Origin of the sequence: Janthinobacterium sp. HH102 (genome assembly GCF_001758625.2) — a bacterium.
Classification (GTDB): Bacteria; Pseudomonadota; Gammaproteobacteria; order Burkholderiales; family Burkholderiaceae_D; genus Janthinobacterium.
Genome location: NZ_CP062062.1, coordinates 5453996 through 5473492, shown reverse-complemented (window position 1 = coordinate 5473492; position 19497 = coordinate 5453996). Strand labels below are relative to the sequence as shown.

The following is a 19497-nucleotide window of genomic DNA, read 5'->3' as shown; positions in this document are numbered from 1 at the left end:
CTCTACCGCCGCCGCACCGATCCGCAGAGAGGATCGGTGTAAAAAATTAAAACAAGCGTCAGCGAAGTCTCGAGACAAATTCTCTCACATTTTCTAACGACTCTTCATAATTAGCTGGCGGCATCTTAATACTTTGCCCATTTGGCATCATATAGCTGCTAGATCTTGGAAGTTGATATAGTGGAATTCCAAGACTTGCTGATACTTTCGCCGAAGTGTGGAAATCTTTTGTATTTGATACATAGTTTTCTTCCCATTCTGCCTTCGACGTAATGGAATTGCCTACTTGTGCAAAAAGCTGACCATGATTGATGAATTGCTGATGGCAGAACGATATTAATTCTTCGCGGACAGAATCAAAGGCATATGCTACGCCCGCGTTTGTGGTGAAGTTGTTAAACACGAATTCATAGAGTTGAGGTAGTTGGAGATTGTGGGTATTGATTAATTCATTGAATGTGACGACATCCTCAGCGTAAGTTTTTAGTGCTGCAGATGGATATTGTCCGTACAGTAGCATCATCAAACTTTTAATGCCCTCTAGTGAGCTAAAATCTGCCATCATTGGCACCACGAGATAATCTGACGATACCAGTCCCATTTGTGTGTATATTGAAAAGCTTGGGTTGCAATCAATAAAAACTGTTAACGACTCAAAGTTGTTAGAGTCAAATTCTAGCTCGCAAAGGCGCCGAATGGCTGTCATGTATTCCGGCCAAGCTTTTTTATTTGCCGGATTAATAACCGCGTAATTTAGGGCAAGAGATAGCGACTCTAAGAAAGAATCGCCAGCTATTAAAAATACATTTTTTGGAATTGAATTATTTACAGGATTAACCTGTACTGCATATGAGCTTTTTATGCTTGTAAAGCCAGAATTGCTTTTTAATATCCAATCCATAAACCCGACGATATTTCTGCGAGTGCTTTGTGATTGAAGCCTTTGGTTAGTCGTGTAGCCCTGATGTCCGCCACCCAGAAGGAATTGCGAAATATTAGCTTGTGGGCAAAGGTCGATTACCAATACTTGTTTTTCTGGATTGTTTTCAGCGTAAAGGGTTGCTGCATTTTGACAAAGCGTAGTTTTGCCAACCCCACCTTTGTTATTGTAAAAAGAATAGATTGTAGTTGTCATGGATGTTCTAATTTTCATTGGCGAAAATATATTATATTGCAAATTATCAATTTTGGTATGTGTAAATGCAACATTTTGACGTGTTCTTACATGCAAAAGCGGTATTGTTATATTTTTCCGGAATTGCAGTCGGAGAGAGTTGCGCGCATGGCGATAGTGTATTAGAGTAAAAACATGTGCGCCGATTACACGCCAAGCCGTAAAGAGCAGATCGAAGAAAGCTTTCGAACTGGATACCCTTTGCTCGACCTCCCGCCTGAGGCATGGCCAGGCTACATGGCACCAATCCTGCGCAGCCCGCACGAGGCGCCTGGCGAGATGGAAGTCGCCCCGGCCATGTTCGGTATGGTGCCGCATTGGGCAGACCACAAGCTGGCTCGCCAGACCTACAACGCCCGCACCGAGACGGTGGCCAGTAAGCCTTCCTTCCGTAGCGCCTGGAAGCGCAAGCAGTTCTGCATCATCCCGGCCGCCAATTTTTTCGAACCCAACTACGAAACCGGCAAGCCCGTGCGCTGGCGAATCGAGCGCGCCGACGGCGGGCCGGTGGCCATCGCTGGAATTTGGGAATACCGGCCGGCAGATCAGCTGCTGTCGTTTTCGATGCTGACGATCAACGCCGACGGGCACCCGCTGATGCAGCGCTTCCACAAGCCAGACGATGAAAAGCGTATGGTGATGATCCTGGACCCGGAACAGTATCATGGTTGGTTAGATGGCTCGCTGGTGTCGGAGGAGGACGTTTATCGACAGTATCCCGCCGACCTGCTCGTCGCTCAGTCCGATCCTTTGCCCCCTCGGACAAGAGCGAAACCGGCGGCGAAGGCTGAAGCTGCACCGCCAGAATCACTTTTCTAGAAACAATTTTATACTTCCTGTTTCTTGCCTCGGTCGATATACTGTATAAAAACACAGTATATTGGCCAGCCATGAATGCAACATTGTTAATACTTCAACCTAGCCAGCCCGGTGTATCGCAGGTGCCATTGCCGCTTGCGCAGTACCCAATCCCCAGTGCGCGGCCGGAAATTTCCCATCGGATATCCGCCGGCTTTCCGTCGCCGGCTGCCGACTATACCGAGGATGGCCTAGACCTGAACGCGCTGCTGGTGCAGCACAAGGCCGCATCGTTCTTCTTCACGGTCGAGGGGGACTCGATGCGCGACGCGGGCATACTAGATGGTGACAAGGTGGTGGTCGACCGTTCCGTCGCGCCTCTGCACGGCCACATTGTCATCGCCGTCATCGATGCCGAATATACCCTCAAGCGCCTTTACTGCCAGAGGGGCAGGGTAGAGCTGCGTCCGGACAACCCTGCATACAAGTCGATTTGCCTGGCCGAAGGTAGCGAACTGCAGATATGGGGCGTGGTTACCGGCGTCGTGCGTAAGTTGCGGGTGTGACATGAGCGACCCGACCAAGCAGATTTTTGCGCTTGTCGACGTGAACAATATGTACGTCAGCTGCGAGCGCGCGTTCAATCCCCGCTTGCGCGACCGCCCGGTGGTTGTCCTGTCAAACAACGATGGCTGCGCCGTCGCCAGGTCGAACGAGGTGAAGGCCCTGGGCGTGCCGATGGGCGCCCCCTGGTTCCAGATGCGCGACCTTGCGCGCCAGCACGGCATCGTGGGGCTTTCTTCCAATTACACCCTGTACGCGGACATGAGCAACCGCATCATGACCATCCTGCGCACCTACAGCCCCAATGTCGAGGTCTACTCGATCGATGAATCGTTTCTAAGTCTGAACGGCCTGGGCGGCTTGTGGGCTTCGCCGACAGTTATGGGGCAGGATATCCGCGCCAAGGTGGCGCAGTGGACCAGCCTGCCCGTGTGTGTTGGCATAGGGCAGTCGAAGACATTGGCGAAGCTGGCCAACCACGTGGCAAAGAAATTTCCTCTATTCGACAGCGTTGCCGACTTCACGACCATGTCGGAAGCCCGGACTACCTGGCTGCTGCAGCGCATCGATGTCGGGGAGGTGTGGGGCGTCGGGCGGCGCATCAGCGCCAAGTTGCGGGCCATGGGCATCAACACCGTACTTGACTTGAAAGACGCGCCACCCAGCAGTATGCGGGCGCACTTCGGCGTCGTGCTTGAGCGCACTTGCAACGAGCTGCGCGGCATTTCTTGCCTGGAGCTGGAAGAGGTGGCGCCGCCGCGCAAAGAAATTGTGTCGTCGCGCTCCTTCGGCTCCATGGTCATGACGGCGGCCGAACTGGGCGAATCAATATCGACCTACGCAGCGCGCGCCGGCGAGAAGCTGCGCGGCCAGCGCTCCCTTTGCGGTGCCGTTCATGTTTTCGTTCAAACGAACCGGTTCCGCAACCAGGACGAACAATACAGCAACGGAATTACCATCCCCCTGGTCGAACCCAGTGCCGACAACCGCGTGTTGGCCGGCGCCGCACTGCACGGCCTGGTCATGATTTATCGCGAAGGTTTCAAATACAAGAAGGCTGGGATCATGTTGATGAACCTGCAGCCGGATACCCAGCGTCAGGCGGTGCTATTTGATGCTGTTCCTGATAGGGCGCGCTCGGTTCGCGCAATGGCTGCGCTCGATGCCATCAATGACCGCTATGGACGCGACACGGTGCACCTCGGCTCTGCTGGCGTCGCCCGGCGCTGGGCGATGCTGTCCGAGAATCGTACGCCGCGATATACCACCAGCTGGACCGAGCTGCCGAAAGTGTTTGCGAAGTAGGCAAACCCTTTTCGCATAAGTAATTATCCAATCAGCGTATCGGGCACGATGTCCCTGAATATGCCCAGCCGACTACGCGTTGCCGTTGGTCGACCAGAACAATGAGTCGGCAGTCAGCCGCGGTGCTTCCATAGTTCAGCTGCAGGTAGTCGCCTTGATGTTGGTAGCTTGTCGGGGTGCCGTATCGAGCGGCAACGACGAAACTATTTTGCCCAATTTCTAGCGCTGCTGGCTGAGGCAGCTCCGGCGCTGAACTGCAAGATAATGCAGAGAAAGCAATTAAGTATTTTGTGGGGCACGCCATAGACGGCACCTTATACAGTAAGTTGATGAGGTAACTAAGGTGTCATTTGCGGGGTAATGGCACACTGCGCAATCGCAAAGGAAAGATGAATGTTGCGGGGGGCGCGTTGGAAAGTCTGAAAAACCGTTGGAAAATACAAAAAAAGGGTTACAAGCCGAAGCATGTAACCCTTTGATTTTCCTACTTATTCGGTGGGGTGGCTGATGGGGCTCGAACCCACGACAACAGGAATCACAATCCTGGTGCCTTCAACCCATAATCAGATTCCAATCAACACTGTAGCCCGTGGCTTTAAGCTCGCGTGCCAAAGCCAATTTCCAAGCACCGGCATCGTCCAAGGGTTCCCATACCATTCCAGCAAAGTCTGTTGGAATTTCTAAATTCCCTTTTGCCAGAGTGCAGACTCGGCTTCGCCCAAGCCGACACATAAAATAACCAAGTTCAAGTAAAACATTTTGACGGGCACGTGGTTGTAATGTGTCAGCAGTTTTCCCTCCTACGTCGTCGGGGGTCAACAGAACAACGGCAAAACCTACATCGCCGTGTGCTTCTATTTTCTCAATGATGGTTCTGCCCTGGTTTGATTGCTCGCTCAAAATAATTGCTTCGAAGCCAATCTTTTCTATAAACCGTGCCACAGTCAGTCGGGCAACGTCATCGTGGCCGTGAACAATGAAAATCTTTCGAGAGACGTTGCTTATAGAAGGTGAGCCATTGGAAGCTACTTCAGACTCGGACGCGTCGCTGATTTCATCTTGCAGCCATTTTATTGCAGATTTCAAGGTTAGCACTGCTGATGATTTACCTTCCGCAACGTAAATGCGGGCCTTCCTAGCATCATTTTGTTGGTCGTAGTCGCTGTACACTATAGAGACTGGGCCATGGTCCAACTGGGTTGCATCTGCGTATCGTCGATATTCAACAGTCTGATGTCCGAAAACCGACGCCAAAGCTCCTTCGATTGTGGTTTCTAAGCTTCGTAGTTCTGGTGCCCAGCGCTTCGTCAATGTCGTCTCGTCAAAGCTCTCAATATCTTCAATTAGACGGTTGAGGCGAAGGACTCCCTTGCGCATTTGCTCTGGGGTCAAGTTAGCCTGCGCTGGAGGCGGAGGTGCTTTGCGAGTAGCCATATTTTAAGTTCCGTAAATGCTCCGAAACTCATTATGCCCGAAAATCTAATAAAAATAGCCATCATTAGACATGCTGGCGATGCTGTGGAAGGTTCTACGTCGTCGTGAAATCACAGTAAGTACGGACCAATTGGAAGCGGGATAACCACCGGAAGCAGAGTATTTTCAGCGATTCGTCAAAAATGAGGTATGATTTTCTGAGCAACTTTTTGGACGTAACATACTCATTCTGGAGCTTTCATGGTAACTAAATCAACCGGGCCTAAGGCGGCAACTGCCGCTTCGAAAGTTCTCTCAAGTCGCGATACCAGTCCCAAGTCAAAGACAGCGGCGGGCAGCACTTTGGCGCAGACAAACAACTCCAAAGTAACATCTCCAAAGGCCGCTACAGCTGCTTCTAAGGTGCTTTCTGATGGAAGAACAAGCACGGCAGCAAAGTCGGCAGCTGGCTCTGCACTTGCTCAAGCACGTCCAAAGGCTGCGGCTAAGCCTGCGGCCAAGGCCGCAGCAAAGCCCGCCGCTAAAGTCGCATCTGGCCCTGGGGGAACAGGTAGTGGAGGACCTCGAAAAAAATGAAACTAGAAAAAGCACGTGATCAGTACTATTTCTTTTCAGGGAAGACGAGTGACTTGGTTAGGCAACTTGGCCTGGGAGGTATCGCTATTGTTTGGCTTTTCAAGCAGACCGTGGATGGCGCTCCAAAAATTCCAGATGAGCTTGTGTGGCCACTAACTTGTATTGTAATTGCGCTAGCGATTGATTTTATGCAATACGCAGTTGCGACAGTATTGTGGGGAAATTTGCAGTGGCGAAAAGATCGTTCAGGTGTTAAAGATGATCAAGATTTTGTCGTTCACCCAGCGATTAACTGGCCAACGATATTTTTTTTTAGTGTTAAGACAATAGCGGTGATGATAGCCTATTGGCATCTTCTGATCTATCTTCCACGTACGCTTTTCCTTTAAAGTGCCGCAATACCGTGAATAAAAAATGAAATATTTATAAGTCCAGTGAAGCTGTTGCATGGCCGGTATTCTGCGGATTAATCTGGTATGTTGCCGGTAGTGGGTTAATAATTTTTGACATAAATTTACCAATTTTTTATATAAGTTATTGATTTTATTTGGGAATTGATTCCGGCCAACGGCACCAGGTTTCATCAGAAAGCCCGCTGACTTGCAAAAGTCAGCGGGTTTTTTGTTTTTGTCACTGTTATCTTTCCTGCTTCAAATCCACTGATCGTTCTCCACAGTGCGCTCGCCCGCGTCGCCGTCGCCCGTGTTGACCACGCCGCGCGGCTCGATCAGCAGCAGCCTGGTTTCGGCGAGGGCGCACGGTTTATGTTCGACACCCTTGGGCACCACGGCCATCTGGCCGGCAGTGAGCACGATGGCGTGTCCTTCCGCGTAGCCAGGGCCGCGCAGGGCGATGTGCAATTCGCCGTCCAGCACGATGAAGGTTTCATCCGTATCGGCGTGCCGGTGCCATTGGAATTGGCCCAGTACCTTGACGACCTTGAATTGGTAGTCATTCATTTCGGCGATGACGCGCGGCTGCCAGTGCCCCTCCAACAGGGAGACCTTGCCTGCCAGGTCGATGGACCGGCCCTGGCCGCGCGTGGTGGTGGTGATAGTCATGCTGTGCTCCGTTCAAGTGGCGATACAGCCAGAATACGCAGGCGCCTGCCGGCCGTATTGAACGATCGTGGGTGTTTTCAGCCTTGGCCGCTGGCGTAGCGCAGCCAGCGGCCAGGCGTCAGTCCATGGGTTTTCAGGAAATGTCGCGTCATGTGGCTCTGGTCGGCAAAGCCCGCGGCCATGGCGGCCGAGGCGAGCGTGCTGCCTGCCAGCAGCAGGCGCCGCACCCTCTCCAGGCGCCGCATCGTCAGATAGCGGTAGGGGCTGGTGCCATAGAACACGCGAAAGTCGTGCGACAGGCTCCAGCGGTCGCGTCCCGTTGCCGCTTCAAGCTGCGCCAGCGTAACGGCGTGGGTGCAGTGCGCCTGCAAATAGTCGCGCGCGCGCCGCGCCGCCAGGAAGTCGCCTTTTGGACGTTGCGCCGGCGTGCCGGCTGCCGCCGCCAGCGCATGCGCCAGCTCGGCCAGCGCCTCGCTCTGTTCCAGCGCTTCGAGCGGGTGGCCGTCGTGCGGCAGCAAGGCGGACGTGGCGGCCGCCAGGCGGGGATCGGTCGACACGCCGCCTTCAATGAAGGGCAGCGCGCGTCCGCCCAGCACATCCTGGAACAGCGCCGGTTCGATATACAGCATGCGGTAGCGGAAGCCGGCGTCGGTGCCCGCCTGGCCATCGTGCGCCTCGTCCGGGTGCAGGATCATGGTATTGCCGGGCAGGCTGTCGCGCTGGCCGCGGCGGTAGCTGAAACGCTGCACGCCCGCCAGCGTGCGGCCGATGGCGTAAGTGTCGTGGCGGTGCATGGCATAGGCCTTGCCCTTGAACCATGCCTCGATGCGTTCGACCCCTTGTACCGGTTCGGCGCACTTGACCCAGTCGCTGCGCGCTGGCGCTGGTGCTCGCTTCATGGTGTTTGTCTTTGGATGCCTGCCCTGGTTGCCGATTGCTGACTGTACCCGCCGCGCGCGGGGTTGTCCACGAAAACCGCCGTATTGGAAATCGTGGCTCAGAAATTGTGCCGGATTCCCAGCGCCACGCCCGACAAGGTGGCGCCCTTGGTTGCTGCGTCGCGTCCCAGGCTGTTGATGGCAAAGTCGGCGACGCCGTTGCTGCCGTTGGCCAGGCACGTGTAGTAGGCATACAGGCTGCTGCGTTTCGACAGCTGGTAGTCGTAGCCGGCGGTGGCGTGGGTGGCGCCCGTACCGGTTCCCGCGCGCACCGTGCCGATGGTTTCCAGCGCGCCGCCGCTGGCGCTTTGGGCATGCGCCAGGCCGAAACGCAAGCCATGGGGACCGAACTGGCGCGTGGCGGAAAAGTAGGCCGTGCGGCGGCGCAGCTCACCCGTGGGCGTCGCATAGCGCAGGCTTTCCACTGCCACCGCCAGTTGCGTGGCGCTGTCGATCCGCCAGGCGATCGCCAGCTTGCTGCCACGGTCGGTCAGCCCGCGTCCCTGGTAGTCGTGATGGTCTTCCTGCGCCAGGGTGGCGTACAGGGCGCCGCCGTCGTAGATCAATGCGGCCGAAGTCAGTGCCGGATGCGCGCCGCTGGCGGGCCGCTCTTCCCCCATGCCGCGCGCCACGCGCAGCGACCAGCCCTGCCATGGCGGCGACCAGTAATGCAGGCTATTCTGCTGGCGCCGGTCGAACGAGTAGGTGTTGCTGGTATTGCTATCGTTCGAGGCGGAGCCATTGCCCATCAAGCTCATGTAGCCGGCCGTTGTGGGGTAGAACGGGTCGAGCGCGGATGTGGCGCTGTTGTAGGGCAGGGTCCAGTTGCCGCCAAACAGCGTGCCCCACGGTCCGGCAATGCCGACGCGCGTGTCGCGCGCGGCCAGGCTGCCGGCGCCCGAGTCGGGTGCCAGGGTGCCCTCGACCTGGAACAGGGCCTGCCAGCCGCCGCCCAGGTCTTCGCTGCCGCGAAAACCGAGCACGGAGCGGTTGTTGGAGACGCGCTGCACGCTGTCGCCGCTGCCGGACGAGTGCAGCGTTTCGAGCGCCACGTTCAGGCGGCCGTACAGCTGCACGTTTTCCTGCGCATGGCTGGGCAGGGCGGCCGCCAGCGCCAGGGCGCCGGCAGCGCATGAGAATACACGCATCACCATGCCTCAAAACGCAAAGCAGCTGCACCCCAGCGCGCCCCAGAAACCGGAGTGGCTGGAGACGGGTACGGAACTCTTGCGCGCCACGTCGTGGGCGTGGGCGTGCACGCCGCAGGCGCCCTGGCACTGGTGCTGTTGCATGGCGCTGGTCTTTTGCGGCGGCGCGGCGCGGTAGTGGCCGGCCACGTTTTTCACGGGCGACCAGTCGGGCAGCACGGGGATGGCTGGCGGCGCCAGATGGGAAAATTCCGCCTGGCCGTAGACGATCTTGCCGCCGACGATGGTGAGCACCGATTCGATCGACTTGATCGCCTCTTCATCGATGCTGAAAAAATCCGCGCTCAGCACGGCCAGGTCGGCCAGCATGCCTTCCTGGATGCGGCCCTTCTTGCCTTGCTCGCTCGAGAACCAGGCGCTGCCCGCCGTCCACAGTTCCAGCGCCGTGTCGCGCGACAAACGGCTGCCCGCGTCGTACAGGCGCAAGCCGCCCACGGTGCGGCCCGATACCAGCCAGTACAGCGCCGTCCACGGGTTGTAGCTGGCGACCCGGGTGGCGTCCGTGCCGCCGCCCACGGGCACGCCCGAGGCCAGCATGCGGGCGATCGGCGGCGTGGCCTTGGCCGCTTCCGCGCCGTAGCGGTCGACGAAGTATTCGCCCTGGAAGGCCATGCGGTGCTGGATGGCGATGCCGCCGCCCAGCGCCTTGACCCGGTCGATGTTTTTCGGCGTGATGGTTTCGCAGTGGTCGAACATCCAGTGCAGACCGTCGAATGGGATATCGCGGTTGACCTTTTCAAAGACCGTCAGCATGCGGTCGATCGATTCGTCGTAGGTGGCGTGCAGACGGAAGGGCCAGCGTTTGGAGACCAGGTGGCGCACCACCTTTTCCAGTTCGTCGTCCATGCCGGGCGCCAGGTCCGGGCGCGGCTCAAGGAAATCCTCGAAGTCGGCGGCGGAAAACACCAGCATTTCGCCGGCGCCGTTATGGCGGTAGTAATCGTCGCCCTGGCCCGGCGTGACCATCTCCGTCCATTTTTCAAAATCCTCCAGTTCGCGGCCCTTGTTTTGCGTGAACAGGTTGTAGGCGATGCGGATGGTCAGCTGCTCCTTTTGCGCCAGTTCCTCGACCACCGCGTAGTCTTCCGGATAATTCTGGAAGCCGCCGCCCGCATCGATGGCGCTGGTGATGCCGAGGCGGTTCAGTTCGCGCATGAACTGGCGCGTGGAATTGACTTGTAGTTCGCGCGGCAAGGTCGGGCCCTTGGCCAGGGTCGCATACAGTATCATCGCGTTCGGCCGCGCGATCAGCATGCCCGTCGGGTTGCCGGCAGCATCGCGCACGATTTCGCCGCCGGGCGGGTTCGGCGTATTTTTGTCGTAGCCGACCACGCGCAGGGCCGCGCGGTTCAGCAAGGCGCGGTCGTACAGGTGCAGGATGAAGACGGGGGTGTCGGGCGCGGCCGCGTTGATTTCATCCAAGGTCGGCATGCGCTTTTCCGCGAACTGGAATTCGTTCCAGCCGCCGACCACGCGCACCCACTGCGGGTTCGGCGTGCGCAAGGCCTGATCCTTGAGCATGCGCAGGGCGTCGGCCAGCGAGGGCACGCCTTCCCAGCGCAGTTCCAGGTTGTAGTTCAAGCCGCCGCGGATCAGGTGCAGGTGCGAGTCGTTCAGGCCGGGAATGACGGTGCGGCCACCGAGGTCGATCACGCGGCTGTCCGGCTTGCGGTGGCGCATGACGTCGTCGGCATCGCCGACAGCGAGGAATTTGCCGTCGGCGATGGCCACGGCGCTCGCCTGCGGGCACGACTTGTCGACGGTGTGGAAGCAGCCGTTGATCAGTATCAGCGGCGCGGCGGAGGAAAGGGTCGGTTCGGTCATGATGCGGCTCCATGGTGGCAATGCGGGGGAGGCCGGGGCGCGGCCAGGATCTGCGGTCAGTGTAGCCCAGGGCCCGGGAGCGGACACGGGCCAAAAGATCAGGTATGGCAGGTATGGCGGCGCGCCGACTGGTCTAAGGGCGGGTGCGGCGGCGCGCGACATGGATTACCATGCCGGCAGTAGCGGCTGGGCATGCGTCCGGATGCATTTTTTATCGCGGTTTACCGCATCGCAGGGAGTCCTCATGGATCAAGCACCACACAGCCGTTTATACGGCACCAGCCTGGGCTTTTTGGCCGGGTATGTCGATACGCTGGGCTTTATCGCCCTGTTCGGCCTGTTCACCGCCCATGTCACGGGCAACTTCGTGCTGATCGGCGCCGCGCTGGCCGAACCGACGCGCATCCCCATCCTGCTGAAAATCCTCGCCTTTCCCGCCTTTATCGCCGGCATCGTCGTCACGCGCCTGATGGTGCTGGCCATCGAGCGCCGTGGCGGTCCGGCGCTGACCTTGGCCTTCCTGCTGCAATGGATCTTGCTGGCCGGTTTCATGGTGTTCGGCGTGCTGGCCGAGCCGCTCGGCAAGGAAGTGGGCACGCTGGCGATGCTGGCCGGCTTGCTGGGCACGGCCGCCATGGGCGTGCACAGTGCCACCAGCCGTCTGCTGCTGGCGCATCTGGCGCCCACCTCCATGATGACGGGGAACGTGACGCAGATCGTGCTCGACACCGTCGACGTGCTGCGCGGCGCGGCCGATGGCGGCACGCGTGCGCGCTGCGGGAAGTTTTTCTGGCCGCTGCTGGCCTTTGCGCTGGGCGCCATCGCTGCCGGCTTTGGCTACCTGGTCTTCGGTTTCGCGGCGCTGGCCGTGCCGCTGGTGCTGCTGGGCGGCCTGATCGTGGTGGAGCAGCGTAGCGGTCGGACCGCCGTGCCCGTGTCCTGACGGCCGCCATGCGCGCCTTCCTGCTGTGGCTGATGTTCATGCTGGCCAGTCCTTGCGGGCTGGCCATCGATGCCGCGCGCGGTATCCATCAGCTGCAGCACACGCGCTGGACGGCCAGTGACGGCGCGCCCGACGATATCATCGTCATGACACAGGGCCATGACGGTTTCCTGTGGCTGGGCACGCATGCGGGCGTGCGCCGTTTCGACGGCTTGCGCTTCGAGCCCGTGCGTGTGCGCCAGGGCAGCTTTCCCGACACGGTGGCGCTGGCGCTCAAGCGCGCCGCCGACGGCGGCATGTGGATAGGCTGGCAAGTGGGCGGCATCAGCCACGTCAAGGATGGCGTGGTGCGCAATTATGCCGAGCCGCAGGGCGTGCAGGCGGGCGCCATCTGGGGCTTTGCCATCGGCGGCGACGGCGCCGTGTGGGCGGCCGGCGTGTCCGGCATCTCGCGCTTCGATGGCCGGCGCTGGCAGACGATGGGAGCGGCGCAGGGCTACACGGCGCAAAAGGCGTCCGCCGTGTTTGCCGACCGCGATGGCCGCGTCGCCGTGTTCAGTGAAAAAGGCCTGTTCATATGGCAGGCGACGCAGTCGCGCTTCGCGCCGCCCATCGGCCGGCTCGATCTGCGCGCGCCGCCGCAGCAGGGACCGGACGGCCGCATCTATTTGCTGGAGATGCGCGGCATCCGCATCATCGAGTCGCTGGAACGCTACGAGCAGCTCGATCATCGGTGGATTTACCGCGATACCAGCGGCACCAGCGGCAGCATGCTGGTCGACCGCGCGGGCACCTTGTGGTTCGACAGCCAGTACGGCTTGCACCGCACGCGCAGCGCCGGCGCGCTGGCGCCGGGGCAGCTGGGCATCAGCAGCGACACGGAATCGTTCCTGCCGCGCGATGGCTTGAGCAATGTCCTCGTCGGCTCCATGTGCGACGACAATGAAGGCAATGTCTGGGTTTCCACGTATGGCGGCCTGGACCGTTTCCGCCAGGCCGCGCCCGTGGTCCTGCGCACGCGCGCCGCGCCCGGCGTGGCCGAAGTGTTCCGTACCCAGGAAATGCTGACCGGACCGGCAGGCGCGATGTGGCTGTCGCGCGACGACGTCCTGGGGCCGCTGCTGCTGGCGCGGGCCGACGGCACGGTGCTGCGCGCGCCGCGCCTGGGGCCCGTCAGCGCCATCCTGGCAGCGCCGGGCGGCCTGTGGGTGGCGGCCCGCGCCGGCCTGCAGCAGCTGGCCGGCGCGGATGGGCGCATGCTGCGCACGATCGCCTATCCATTGGGCGCGGCCGCGCTCAAGCGTATGCGCGCCGGCGTGCTCGCGCCCGATGGCAGCATCTGGGGCGTGTTCAGTGGCGCCGGGGTGTTCCAGTACCGCGACGGGACCTGGCGGCGCGAACCGCTGTTGCCCGATGGCGGCGCGAAAGTGCCGCTGGCGCTGCTGGCCGACGCGGCCGGGCGCCTGTGGCTGTCGTATGCCGATGGCAGCGTCGCCATGCTGGAAAAGGGGCGGCTGCACGCCTTCGGTCCCGCGCAGGGCCTGGACCTGGGCAAGATTCCCATGCTGATCGAATACCACGGGCAGGTGTGGGCGGGCGGGCAGCGTGGCGTGGCGCTGTGGCGCGGCGGCCGCTTCGTCGCCCTGCGCAGCGAGCCGGCCAGTGCCACCGAGGGCGTGGTGGGCCTGCTGCGCGCGCGCGACGGCAGCCTGTGGCTCAATCATGGCAGCGGCGCCGCGCAGATTCCCGCCGCGCAAGTGGAACTGGCGCTGCGCGACGCCGCCCATGCCATGCGCGCCACCTCGTACGACGCCGTCGATGGCTTGAACGGCAGCATCGGCATGCTGCACAACCGCTCGGTGGCCGAAGCGGACGATGGCAAGATCTGGTTTTCGCGCCAGAGCGCGACGTTCTGGATCGATCCGCGCCAGGCGCTTGCGGCCTTGCCGGCGCCGCGCGTGGAAATCGGCGCGCTGCTGGCAGACGGCCGGCGCGTCGATCCGCCCGCAAGCGCGGGCCTGCAGCTGGCGGCCGGCACGCGCGACGTGCAATTTCATTACAACGCCGCCAGTCTGGGCACGCCGGAGCGTTTGCAGTTCCGCTACCGGCTCGACGGCTACGATACGCAGTGGCAGCAGGCGGGCGGGCGGCGCCTGGCGCAGTACACGGGCCTGGGTCCGGGCAGCTACCGCTTCGAAGTAATAGCGGCGAATGGCGACGGCGTGGACAGCGCTGTGGCGCAACTGCCGTTCCGCGTGCTGCCCGCCTTTTACCAGACCTGGTGGTTCCGCAGCCTGTGCGCGGCGCTGCTGCTGGCCGCAGCGTACGGCGCCTACCGCTGGCGGCTGCGCCAGCACGCCGCGCGCCTGCAGGTGCGGATGGAGGCGCAACAGGCCGAGCGCGAACGCATCGCGCGCGAGCTGCACGATACCCTGCTGCAGGGCACGCAGGCGATGATCCTGCACTTTCACAATGCCAGCATGGCCATCGCCGAGGATGATCCCGCGCGCGCCGCCATGCTGCGCGCGCTCGACGATGCCGACCGCATGCTGGGCGAGGGGCGCGACCATGTGCACGACCTGCGCGCCGGCGACGATGGCGGCGCGCGCTGGAGCGCCATCCTGCGGCGCGAAGGCGAACGGCTGGCGGCGCAGCACGGCATCGTGTTCCGCTATGCGGAGGAGGGCGAGGCGCGCATGCTGCATGCGCGCGCCGCGCACGAAATCTACCGCATCGCCAGCGAAGCGCTGCGCAATGCCTTCCAGCACGCGCGTGCGCAGGTGGTCGAGGTGGCGGTGCGCTATGCGCGCGGCGGCATCGAACTGGTCGTGCGCGACGATGGCCAGGGCTTGCCGCCGGTGGTCGCGGCGAACGGACAGATTCCCGGACACTGGGGCATGCCCGGCATGCGCGAGCGCGCCGCCAGGCTCGGTGCGCGCCTGTCCGTGGGCGGGCGCGACGGCGGCGGCACGCAGTGGCGCCTGCGGGTACCCGCGCGGCGCGCCTGGCCGGCGGCGCACGGGCCCTTGCGCCGCTGGTGGCAGCGCTGGCGCCGTTCAGGCGTCGAGGATGCCACGCCGTAGCGCGATGGTGACGGCATGGGTGCGGTCCCTGGCGCCCAGCTTGGCCAGGATGGTGCTCATGTGCGCTTTGACGGTTTCTTCCTTGATCTGCAGCAGGGCGCCCGTTTCGCGGTTGGAATTGCCTTGCGCGACCTGCTTGAGCACGTCCAGTTCGCGGTTCGACAGCACGTCGCTGCAGGCATACAGGGCCAGCTCCGCCTCGATCTCGGGCGTGATGTGGCGCCGTCCCGCGTACACGTTCTGTATCGCCGCCAGCAATTCGTGGCGCAGCGCGCTTTTCAGCACATAGCCGCACGCGCCCGCGCGGATGGCGCGCAACACTTGCGTGTCGCCCTTGTAGGTGGTCAGCACGATGATGCGCGCCTGCGGATGGCGCGCGCGGATGGCGCCGATGGCGTCAAGACCGCTCATGCGCGGCATCTGCAAATCCATCAGCGTGACATCGGGCTGCAGCGCCTCAAATTGCTGCACCGCCTGCTGGCCATCGGTGGCCTGACCCACCAGCGCCACGCCGGGAAAGGCGCGCAGCAGGGCCGCGATGCCGTCGAGCAGCAACTGGTGGTCGTCGGCGATGAGGACGCGTATCGGTGCCGCATCGCTGCGCATGACGTTGCCTGGCAAAGAGGAGTGATCGATCAAGAGTCGTCGGAAGATGGTAAGCAAAAGGTATTTTACCGCAGCGCCCGCCAGCCTGCAGAGGGGGATTGCTCGGGGGGAGCCTATATTTAGATAGTGGTGCGGGCACGCCGCCAGGCATACGATGCACGGCAGTACCCACTCAACCCTTTCTTCATGGATGACATCATGACCAATCCGAAACTGGAAGTCCTTACCCCCGACAATTGCCAGATCATCTTCATCGACCAGCAGCCGCAAATGGCGTTCGGCGTGCAGTCGATGGACCGCCAGGCGCTGAAAAACAATACCGTGGGCCTGGCCAAGGCCGCCAAGGTGTTCAACATCCCCACCATCATCACCACGGTGGAAACGGAAAGCTTCTCCGGCCACACCTATCCGGAACTGCTGGACGTCTTCCCCGGCAAGGATATCCTCGAGCGCAGCTCGATGAATTCGTGGGATGACCAGAAGGTGCGCGATGCGCTGGCCGCCAACGGCAAGAAAAAAGTCGTCGTCTCGGGCCTGTGGACGGAAGTGTGCAACAACAGCTTCGCCCTGTGCGCGATGCTCGAAGGCGATTACGAGATCTACATGGTGGCCGATGCATCGGGCGGCACCTCGAAGGAAGCGCACGACTACGCCATGCAGCGCATGATCCAGGCCGGCGTGGTGCCCGTGACGTGGCAGCAGGTGCTGCTGGAATGGCAGCGCGACTGGGCCCACAAGGCGACCTATGACGCCGTCATGGCCATCGTGCGCGAACATTCGGGCGCCTACGGCATGGGCGTCGACTACGCCTACACGATGGTGCACAAGGCGCCGCAGCGCATCCATGGCGAACACGCCACCCTGGCGCCGGTGCCGGCCAAGTAAACGCCGCGCGGCCATGCCATGCGCCGCGCGCCTGACCGTGCGCGGCGTTTTTTTTATTGAAAGGAATGCGCCATGAAGTTATATGTGATTTCGCTGGCCGTGGGCTTGCTGGTTGGCATCATCTATGCCGTCCTGCAGGTACGCTCGCCGGCGCCGCCAGCCATTGCCCTGATCGGCCTGCTGGGCATGCTGATCGGCGAACAGATCGTCCCCAGCGTCAAGCGCCTGATGGCGGGCGAAGCCGTGACGGTATCGTGGCTGCGCAGCGAATGCGTGCCGAAGATCAGCGGCGTGGAAGCGAAACCGACAGTGGCCAAGGCCCGGTCGCAGCAGCAGGACGACGGCGCCGCCTGAACCCCGTTTGCCGAGTCAAAACGCTAGAACGCGCCCAGCAAGCCGCGCCGGGCGGCCACCGTGGCCGCCTCGGTGCGGCTTGATACGTTGAGCTTGGTCAAAATATTGTTTACGTGAAATTTGACGGTGCCCACCTCGATGCCGGCGCTGCGCGCGATCATCTTGTTGCTCTTGCCCGCAGACAGGTGCAGCAGGATGTCGTGCTCGCGTTTCGACAGGCGGTTCGCCTCGATGCGGCCGGCCTGCTGCGCCGCCAGTTCCGGCGGCAGATAGTGCCTGCCGGCGGCCACCTGGCCGATGCATTGCGTCAGTTGCAGGAAGCCGGAATCCTTCAGCAGGTAGCCGCGCGCGCCGGCGCGCAGGGCCCGGTGCACGCTGTCCTCGCCCTGGTAGGTGGTGAGGATGACGATCTTCGCTTGCGCATCGTCCGCGCAGATGCGCTCGATCGCTTCGACGCCATGCATTTCCGGCATGTTCAAATCCATCAGCACCACGTCGGGACGCAGCTCCCGGTACAACGCCACGGCGGCGCTGCCCGTGCCGGCCTGGCCCAATAAGCGCAAGCCGGGCAGTGACGCGATCAGCGAGGCCAGGCCGGCCAGGATCAGCGGGTGGTCGTCGGCGATCAGCAGCGAAATAGGGGCAGCGTTGTCGCGGGGCGTGTGCATGCTTGTGCTCATGGTGCTGGCAGGGTGAAGTGGAAGACTGTGCCATGGGGCGCGCCGGGCGCATGCCACAGGCGGCCGCCATGCGCGTCGAGGATGCGGCGGCAGATGGCCAGGCCCATGCCCATGCCGTCCGGCTTGCTGGAATACAGGTCGTGGTACAGGCGGCCGACCGCCTGCGGCGCGATGCCGGCGCCATTGTCGGCGATGCTGAAATGCTGCACGCCCTCATCGAGGCGCGAGGACAGCAGCACCGTGCGCGGCCGGCCACGGGTGCCCTGCAGGGCTTCGATGGCGTTCATCAGCAGGTTCAGGAGGACTTGCCGGAATTGCACCGGGTCGGCATGCAGCAGCGGGCGGCCCGGCGCCAGCCGCGTTTGCAGGTCGATGGCGTGGCGTTGCAGCGGCGCGCGCAGCAGCGGCAGCAGCTCCTGTACGGCGTCGTCGGCGACAAACTGCACATGGCTGCCCGGCGCATGGCAGGCCAGGCCATGCACGCTGCGCAGCACGGCGCTGGCATGGCTGCCGGCGCTGGCGACCAGGGCCAGCGCCGCGCGCGCCTCGTCGAGGCGGGGCGGATCGTGGTCGAGCCAGCGCAAGGCGGCATCGGCATTGAGCGCGATGGCCGCCAGCGGCTGGCGCACCTCGTGCGCGACCGATGCGGCAAATTCGCCCATGCCGCCCATGCCGCCCATGCCGCCCATGCCGCCCATGCGCTGGGCCTGCGCCAGGCCGGGGTCTTGCTGTTGAGGGAAATAATGCATGCTGGCCATCGCCGTGCTCCTGTGCTGTCGCGGCGTATGCCGTATTGCAACAAGTATGCATGGCATCGTCGCCGGGGCACTTATACGAATGGGGGAGGCGGACGGTTTTTTTGCAAGGCAGGGGCGGGAAACACCGCCGGGCGGGCCGGCGGTGCGAAGAGCGGATCAGGACTTGATAAAGGCCAGCAAGTCTTCGTTCAGGCGGTCCTTGTGGGTGGCCGGCAAGCCGTGCGGCGCGCCTTCATAGATGACCAGCCTGGCGTTCTTGATGAGCTTGGCCGCAGCCTTGCCGGAAGCGTCGATCGGCACGATCTGGTCGTCGCCGCCGTGCACGACCAGGGTCGGCACGGAGATTTTCTTCAGGTCGGCAGTGAAATCCGTCTCGGAAAACTGCTTGATGCAATCGTAGGCGTTCTTGATGCCGCACTGCATGCCCTGCAGCCAGAAGGTGTCGCGCATGCCTTGCGACACCTTGTTGCCGGGACGGTTGGCGCCGAAGAAGGGCACGGTCAGATCCTTGAAGAATTGCGAACGGTCGGCCAGCACGCCGGCGCGGATGCCGTCGAAGACGGACATCGGCAAGCCGCCGGGATTGGTGTCCGACTTGACCATCTGCGGCGGCACGGCGCCCACCAGTACGGCCTTGGCCACGCGCTTTTCGCCATGCCGGCCGATATAGCGCGCCACTTCGCCGCCGCCCGTCGAATGGCCGACCAGAGTCGCGCCCTTGATGTCGAGCGCGTCGAGCAGGGTGGCCAGGTCGTCGGCGTAGGTATCCATGTCATTGCCCTGCCATGGCTGGCTCGACAGGCCGTGGCCGCGGCGGTCGTGCGCGATCACGCGGTAGCCGTGGCTGGCCAGGAACATCATCTGGTCTTCCCAGGCGTCGCCCTGCAATGGCCAGCCGTGGCTGAAGACGACGGGCGTGCCCGTGCCCCAGTCCTTGAAATGGATGACGGTGCCGTCCTTCACGGTGACCTTGTTGACGGTGAGCTTGCCCGGCGCGGCGGCGGCGGCAGCGGCAGGCTTGGCGGCGGCGCTGGCGCCACCGGCGGCCAGCAGGCCCGCACCGGCGGCGACACCGGCGACGCTGACGAGCAGCTTGCGGCGGGAATTGACTTCTTCGGCTTCGATTTTCTTCGACATGATGTTTTCCTTCGGGGATGGGGGAGGGGCCGCTTACGGCCTGGACCAGTGATGGCAGCGGCCAGTCTAGGCCTTCGCGCGCGCCGGCGCCTCTGCCAAAAGACCAGTCGCGCCGGGTCTTCCGCCTGCCTATGATGGCTGGCGGCGGCGCGCCGCGCCGCTTGCCTTT

The 19497-nt window shown here is 61.9% G+C and carries 18 protein-coding genes; 8 read left to right on the top strand and 10 right to left on the bottom strand.

Annotated features, from left to right (window positions below; translation table 11 throughout):
- Positions 1 to 58 precede the first annotated feature (58 nt).
- Positions 59 to 1135 (bottom strand): ParA family protein, encoded by a 1077-nt coding sequence (locus tag JAB4_RS24845; RefSeq protein WP_071650250.1) that lies wholly within the window; start codon positions 1133 to 1135, stop codon positions 59 to 61.
- 174 nt (positions 1136 to 1309) lie between these two features.
- On the opposite strand from JAB4_RS24845, the gene JAB4_RS24840 reads away from it, so the two are divergent.
- The 3 genes from JAB4_RS24840 to JAB4_RS24830 all read left to right on the top strand — a co-directional run bounded on the left by JAB4_RS24840 (position 1310) and on the right by JAB4_RS24830 (position 3841).
- Positions 1310 to 1993 carry an SOS response-associated peptidase family protein gene (locus tag JAB4_RS24840; RefSeq protein ID WP_070223527.1) on the top strand — a complete coding sequence of 228 codons (684 nt, stop codon included), beginning with the start codon at positions 1310 to 1312 and terminating at the stop codon, positions 1991 to 1993.
- A gap of 71 nt (positions 1994 to 2064) precedes the next feature.
- The gene (umuD, locus tag JAB4_RS24835) at positions 2065 to 2538 is read left to right on the top strand and encodes a translesion error-prone DNA polymerase V autoproteolytic subunit (protein WP_070223525.1); all 474 of its coding nucleotides are present in this window, start codon (positions 2065 to 2067) and stop codon (positions 2536 to 2538) included.
- Position 2539: 1 nt separating this feature from the next.
- The gene (locus tag JAB4_RS24830) at positions 2540 to 3841 is read left to right on the top strand and encodes a Y-family DNA polymerase (RefSeq protein WP_070223523.1); all 1302 of its coding nucleotides are present in this window, start codon (positions 2540 to 2542) and stop codon (positions 3839 to 3841) included.
- A gap of 552 nt (positions 3842 to 4393) precedes the next feature.
- Here the strand turns inward: JAB4_RS24830 and JAB4_RS24825 are convergent.
- Positions 4394 to 5275: a nucleotide-binding protein gene (locus JAB4_RS24825; RefSeq protein WP_070308421.1), complete on the bottom strand. Its 882-nt coding sequence runs from the start codon at positions 5273 to 5275 to the stop codon at positions 4394 to 4396.
- Positions 5276 to 5847: 572 nt separating this feature from the next.
- Between JAB4_RS24825 and JAB4_RS24820 the strand changes: the two genes are divergently transcribed.
- On the top strand, positions 5848 to 6240 hold the full coding sequence (locus JAB4_RS24820; protein WP_139143593.1) for a hypothetical protein: 393 nt from the start codon (positions 5848 to 5850) through the stop codon (positions 6238 to 6240).
- Between the two features lie 261 nt (positions 6241 to 6501).
- On the opposite strand, the gene JAB4_RS24815 is transcribed toward JAB4_RS24820, so the two are convergent.
- The 4 genes from JAB4_RS24815 to JAB4_RS24800 all read right to left on the bottom strand — a co-directional run bounded on the left by JAB4_RS24815 (position 6502) and on the right by JAB4_RS24800 (position 10882).
- Positions 6502 to 6912, bottom strand: a complete 411-nt coding sequence (locus JAB4_RS24815) for a cupin domain-containing protein (protein ID WP_070223522.1) — start codon at positions 6910 to 6912, stop codon at positions 6502 to 6504.
- Between the two features lie 77 nt (positions 6913 to 6989).
- Positions 6990 to 7811 carry an AraC family ligand binding domain-containing protein gene (locus JAB4_RS24810; RefSeq protein WP_070223520.1) on the bottom strand — a complete coding sequence of 274 codons (822 nt, stop codon included), beginning with the start codon at positions 7809 to 7811 and terminating at the stop codon, positions 6990 to 6992.
- 98 nt (positions 7812 to 7909) lie between these two features.
- The gene (locus tag JAB4_RS24805) at positions 7910 to 8998 is read right to left on the bottom strand and encodes a porin (RefSeq protein ID WP_070223542.1); all 1089 of its coding nucleotides are present in this window, start codon (positions 8996 to 8998) and stop codon (positions 7910 to 7912) included.
- A gap of 9 nt (positions 8999 to 9007) precedes the next feature.
- A complete protein-coding gene (locus tag JAB4_RS24800; protein ID WP_070223517.1) occupies positions 9008 to 10882 on the bottom strand; it encodes an amidohydrolase in 1875 nt (624 codons plus the stop codon).
- A gap of 244 nt (positions 10883 to 11126) precedes the next feature.
- Here JAB4_RS24800 and JAB4_RS24795 point away from each other — a divergent pair, with 244 nt between their 5' ends.
- Entirely contained in the window at positions 11127 to 11825 is a 699-nt protein-coding gene (locus tag JAB4_RS24795) for a YoaK family protein (protein ID WP_070223540.1), read from the top strand.
- Positions 11826 to 11833: 8 nt separating this feature from the next.
- The gene (locus tag JAB4_RS24790) at positions 11834 to 14908 is read left to right on the top strand and encodes a sensor histidine kinase (RefSeq protein WP_070223514.1); all 3075 of its coding nucleotides are present in this window, start codon (positions 11834 to 11836) and stop codon (positions 14906 to 14908) included.
- Here the strand turns inward: JAB4_RS24790 and JAB4_RS24785 are convergent.
- Positions 14882 to 15514, bottom strand: a complete 633-nt coding sequence (locus JAB4_RS24785; RefSeq protein WP_070223512.1) for a response regulator transcription factor — start codon at positions 15512 to 15514, stop codon at positions 14882 to 14884. The two genes, JAB4_RS24790 and JAB4_RS24785, sit on opposite strands and share 27 nt — an antisense overlap.
- 198 nt (positions 15515 to 15712) lie before the next feature.
- Here JAB4_RS24785 and JAB4_RS24780 point away from each other — a divergent pair, with 198 nt between their 5' ends.
- The gene (locus JAB4_RS24780) at positions 15713 to 16399 is read left to right on the top strand and encodes a hydrolase (protein ID WP_035828118.1); all 687 of its coding nucleotides are present in this window, start codon (positions 15713 to 15715) and stop codon (positions 16397 to 16399) included.
- A 72-nt stretch (positions 16400 to 16471) separates the two neighbouring features.
- On the top strand, positions 16472 to 16753 hold the full coding sequence (locus JAB4_RS24775) for a XapX domain-containing protein (RefSeq protein WP_070223510.1): 282 nt from the start codon (positions 16472 to 16474) through the stop codon (positions 16751 to 16753).
- A gap of 23 nt (positions 16754 to 16776) precedes the next feature.
- On the opposite strand, the gene JAB4_RS24770 is transcribed toward JAB4_RS24775, so the two are convergent.
- The 3 genes from JAB4_RS24770 to JAB4_RS24760 all read right to left on the bottom strand — a co-directional run bounded on the left by JAB4_RS24770 (position 16777) and on the right by JAB4_RS24760 (position 19328).
- Entirely contained in the window at positions 16777 to 17421 is a 645-nt protein-coding gene (locus tag JAB4_RS24770) for a response regulator transcription factor (RefSeq protein ID WP_070223509.1), read from the bottom strand.
- Between the two features lie 8 nt (positions 17422 to 17429).
- Complete coding sequence (locus JAB4_RS24765; RefSeq protein WP_070223507.1) at positions 17430 to 18191, bottom strand: sensor histidine kinase; 762 nt, start codon at positions 18189 to 18191, stop codon at positions 17430 to 17432.
- Between the two features lie 156 nt (positions 18192 to 18347).
- Positions 18348 to 19328 (bottom strand): alpha/beta hydrolase, encoded by a 981-nt coding sequence (locus tag JAB4_RS24760; protein WP_083287040.1) that lies wholly within the window; start codon positions 19326 to 19328, stop codon positions 18348 to 18350.
- Positions 19329 to 19497 lie beyond the last annotated feature (169 nt).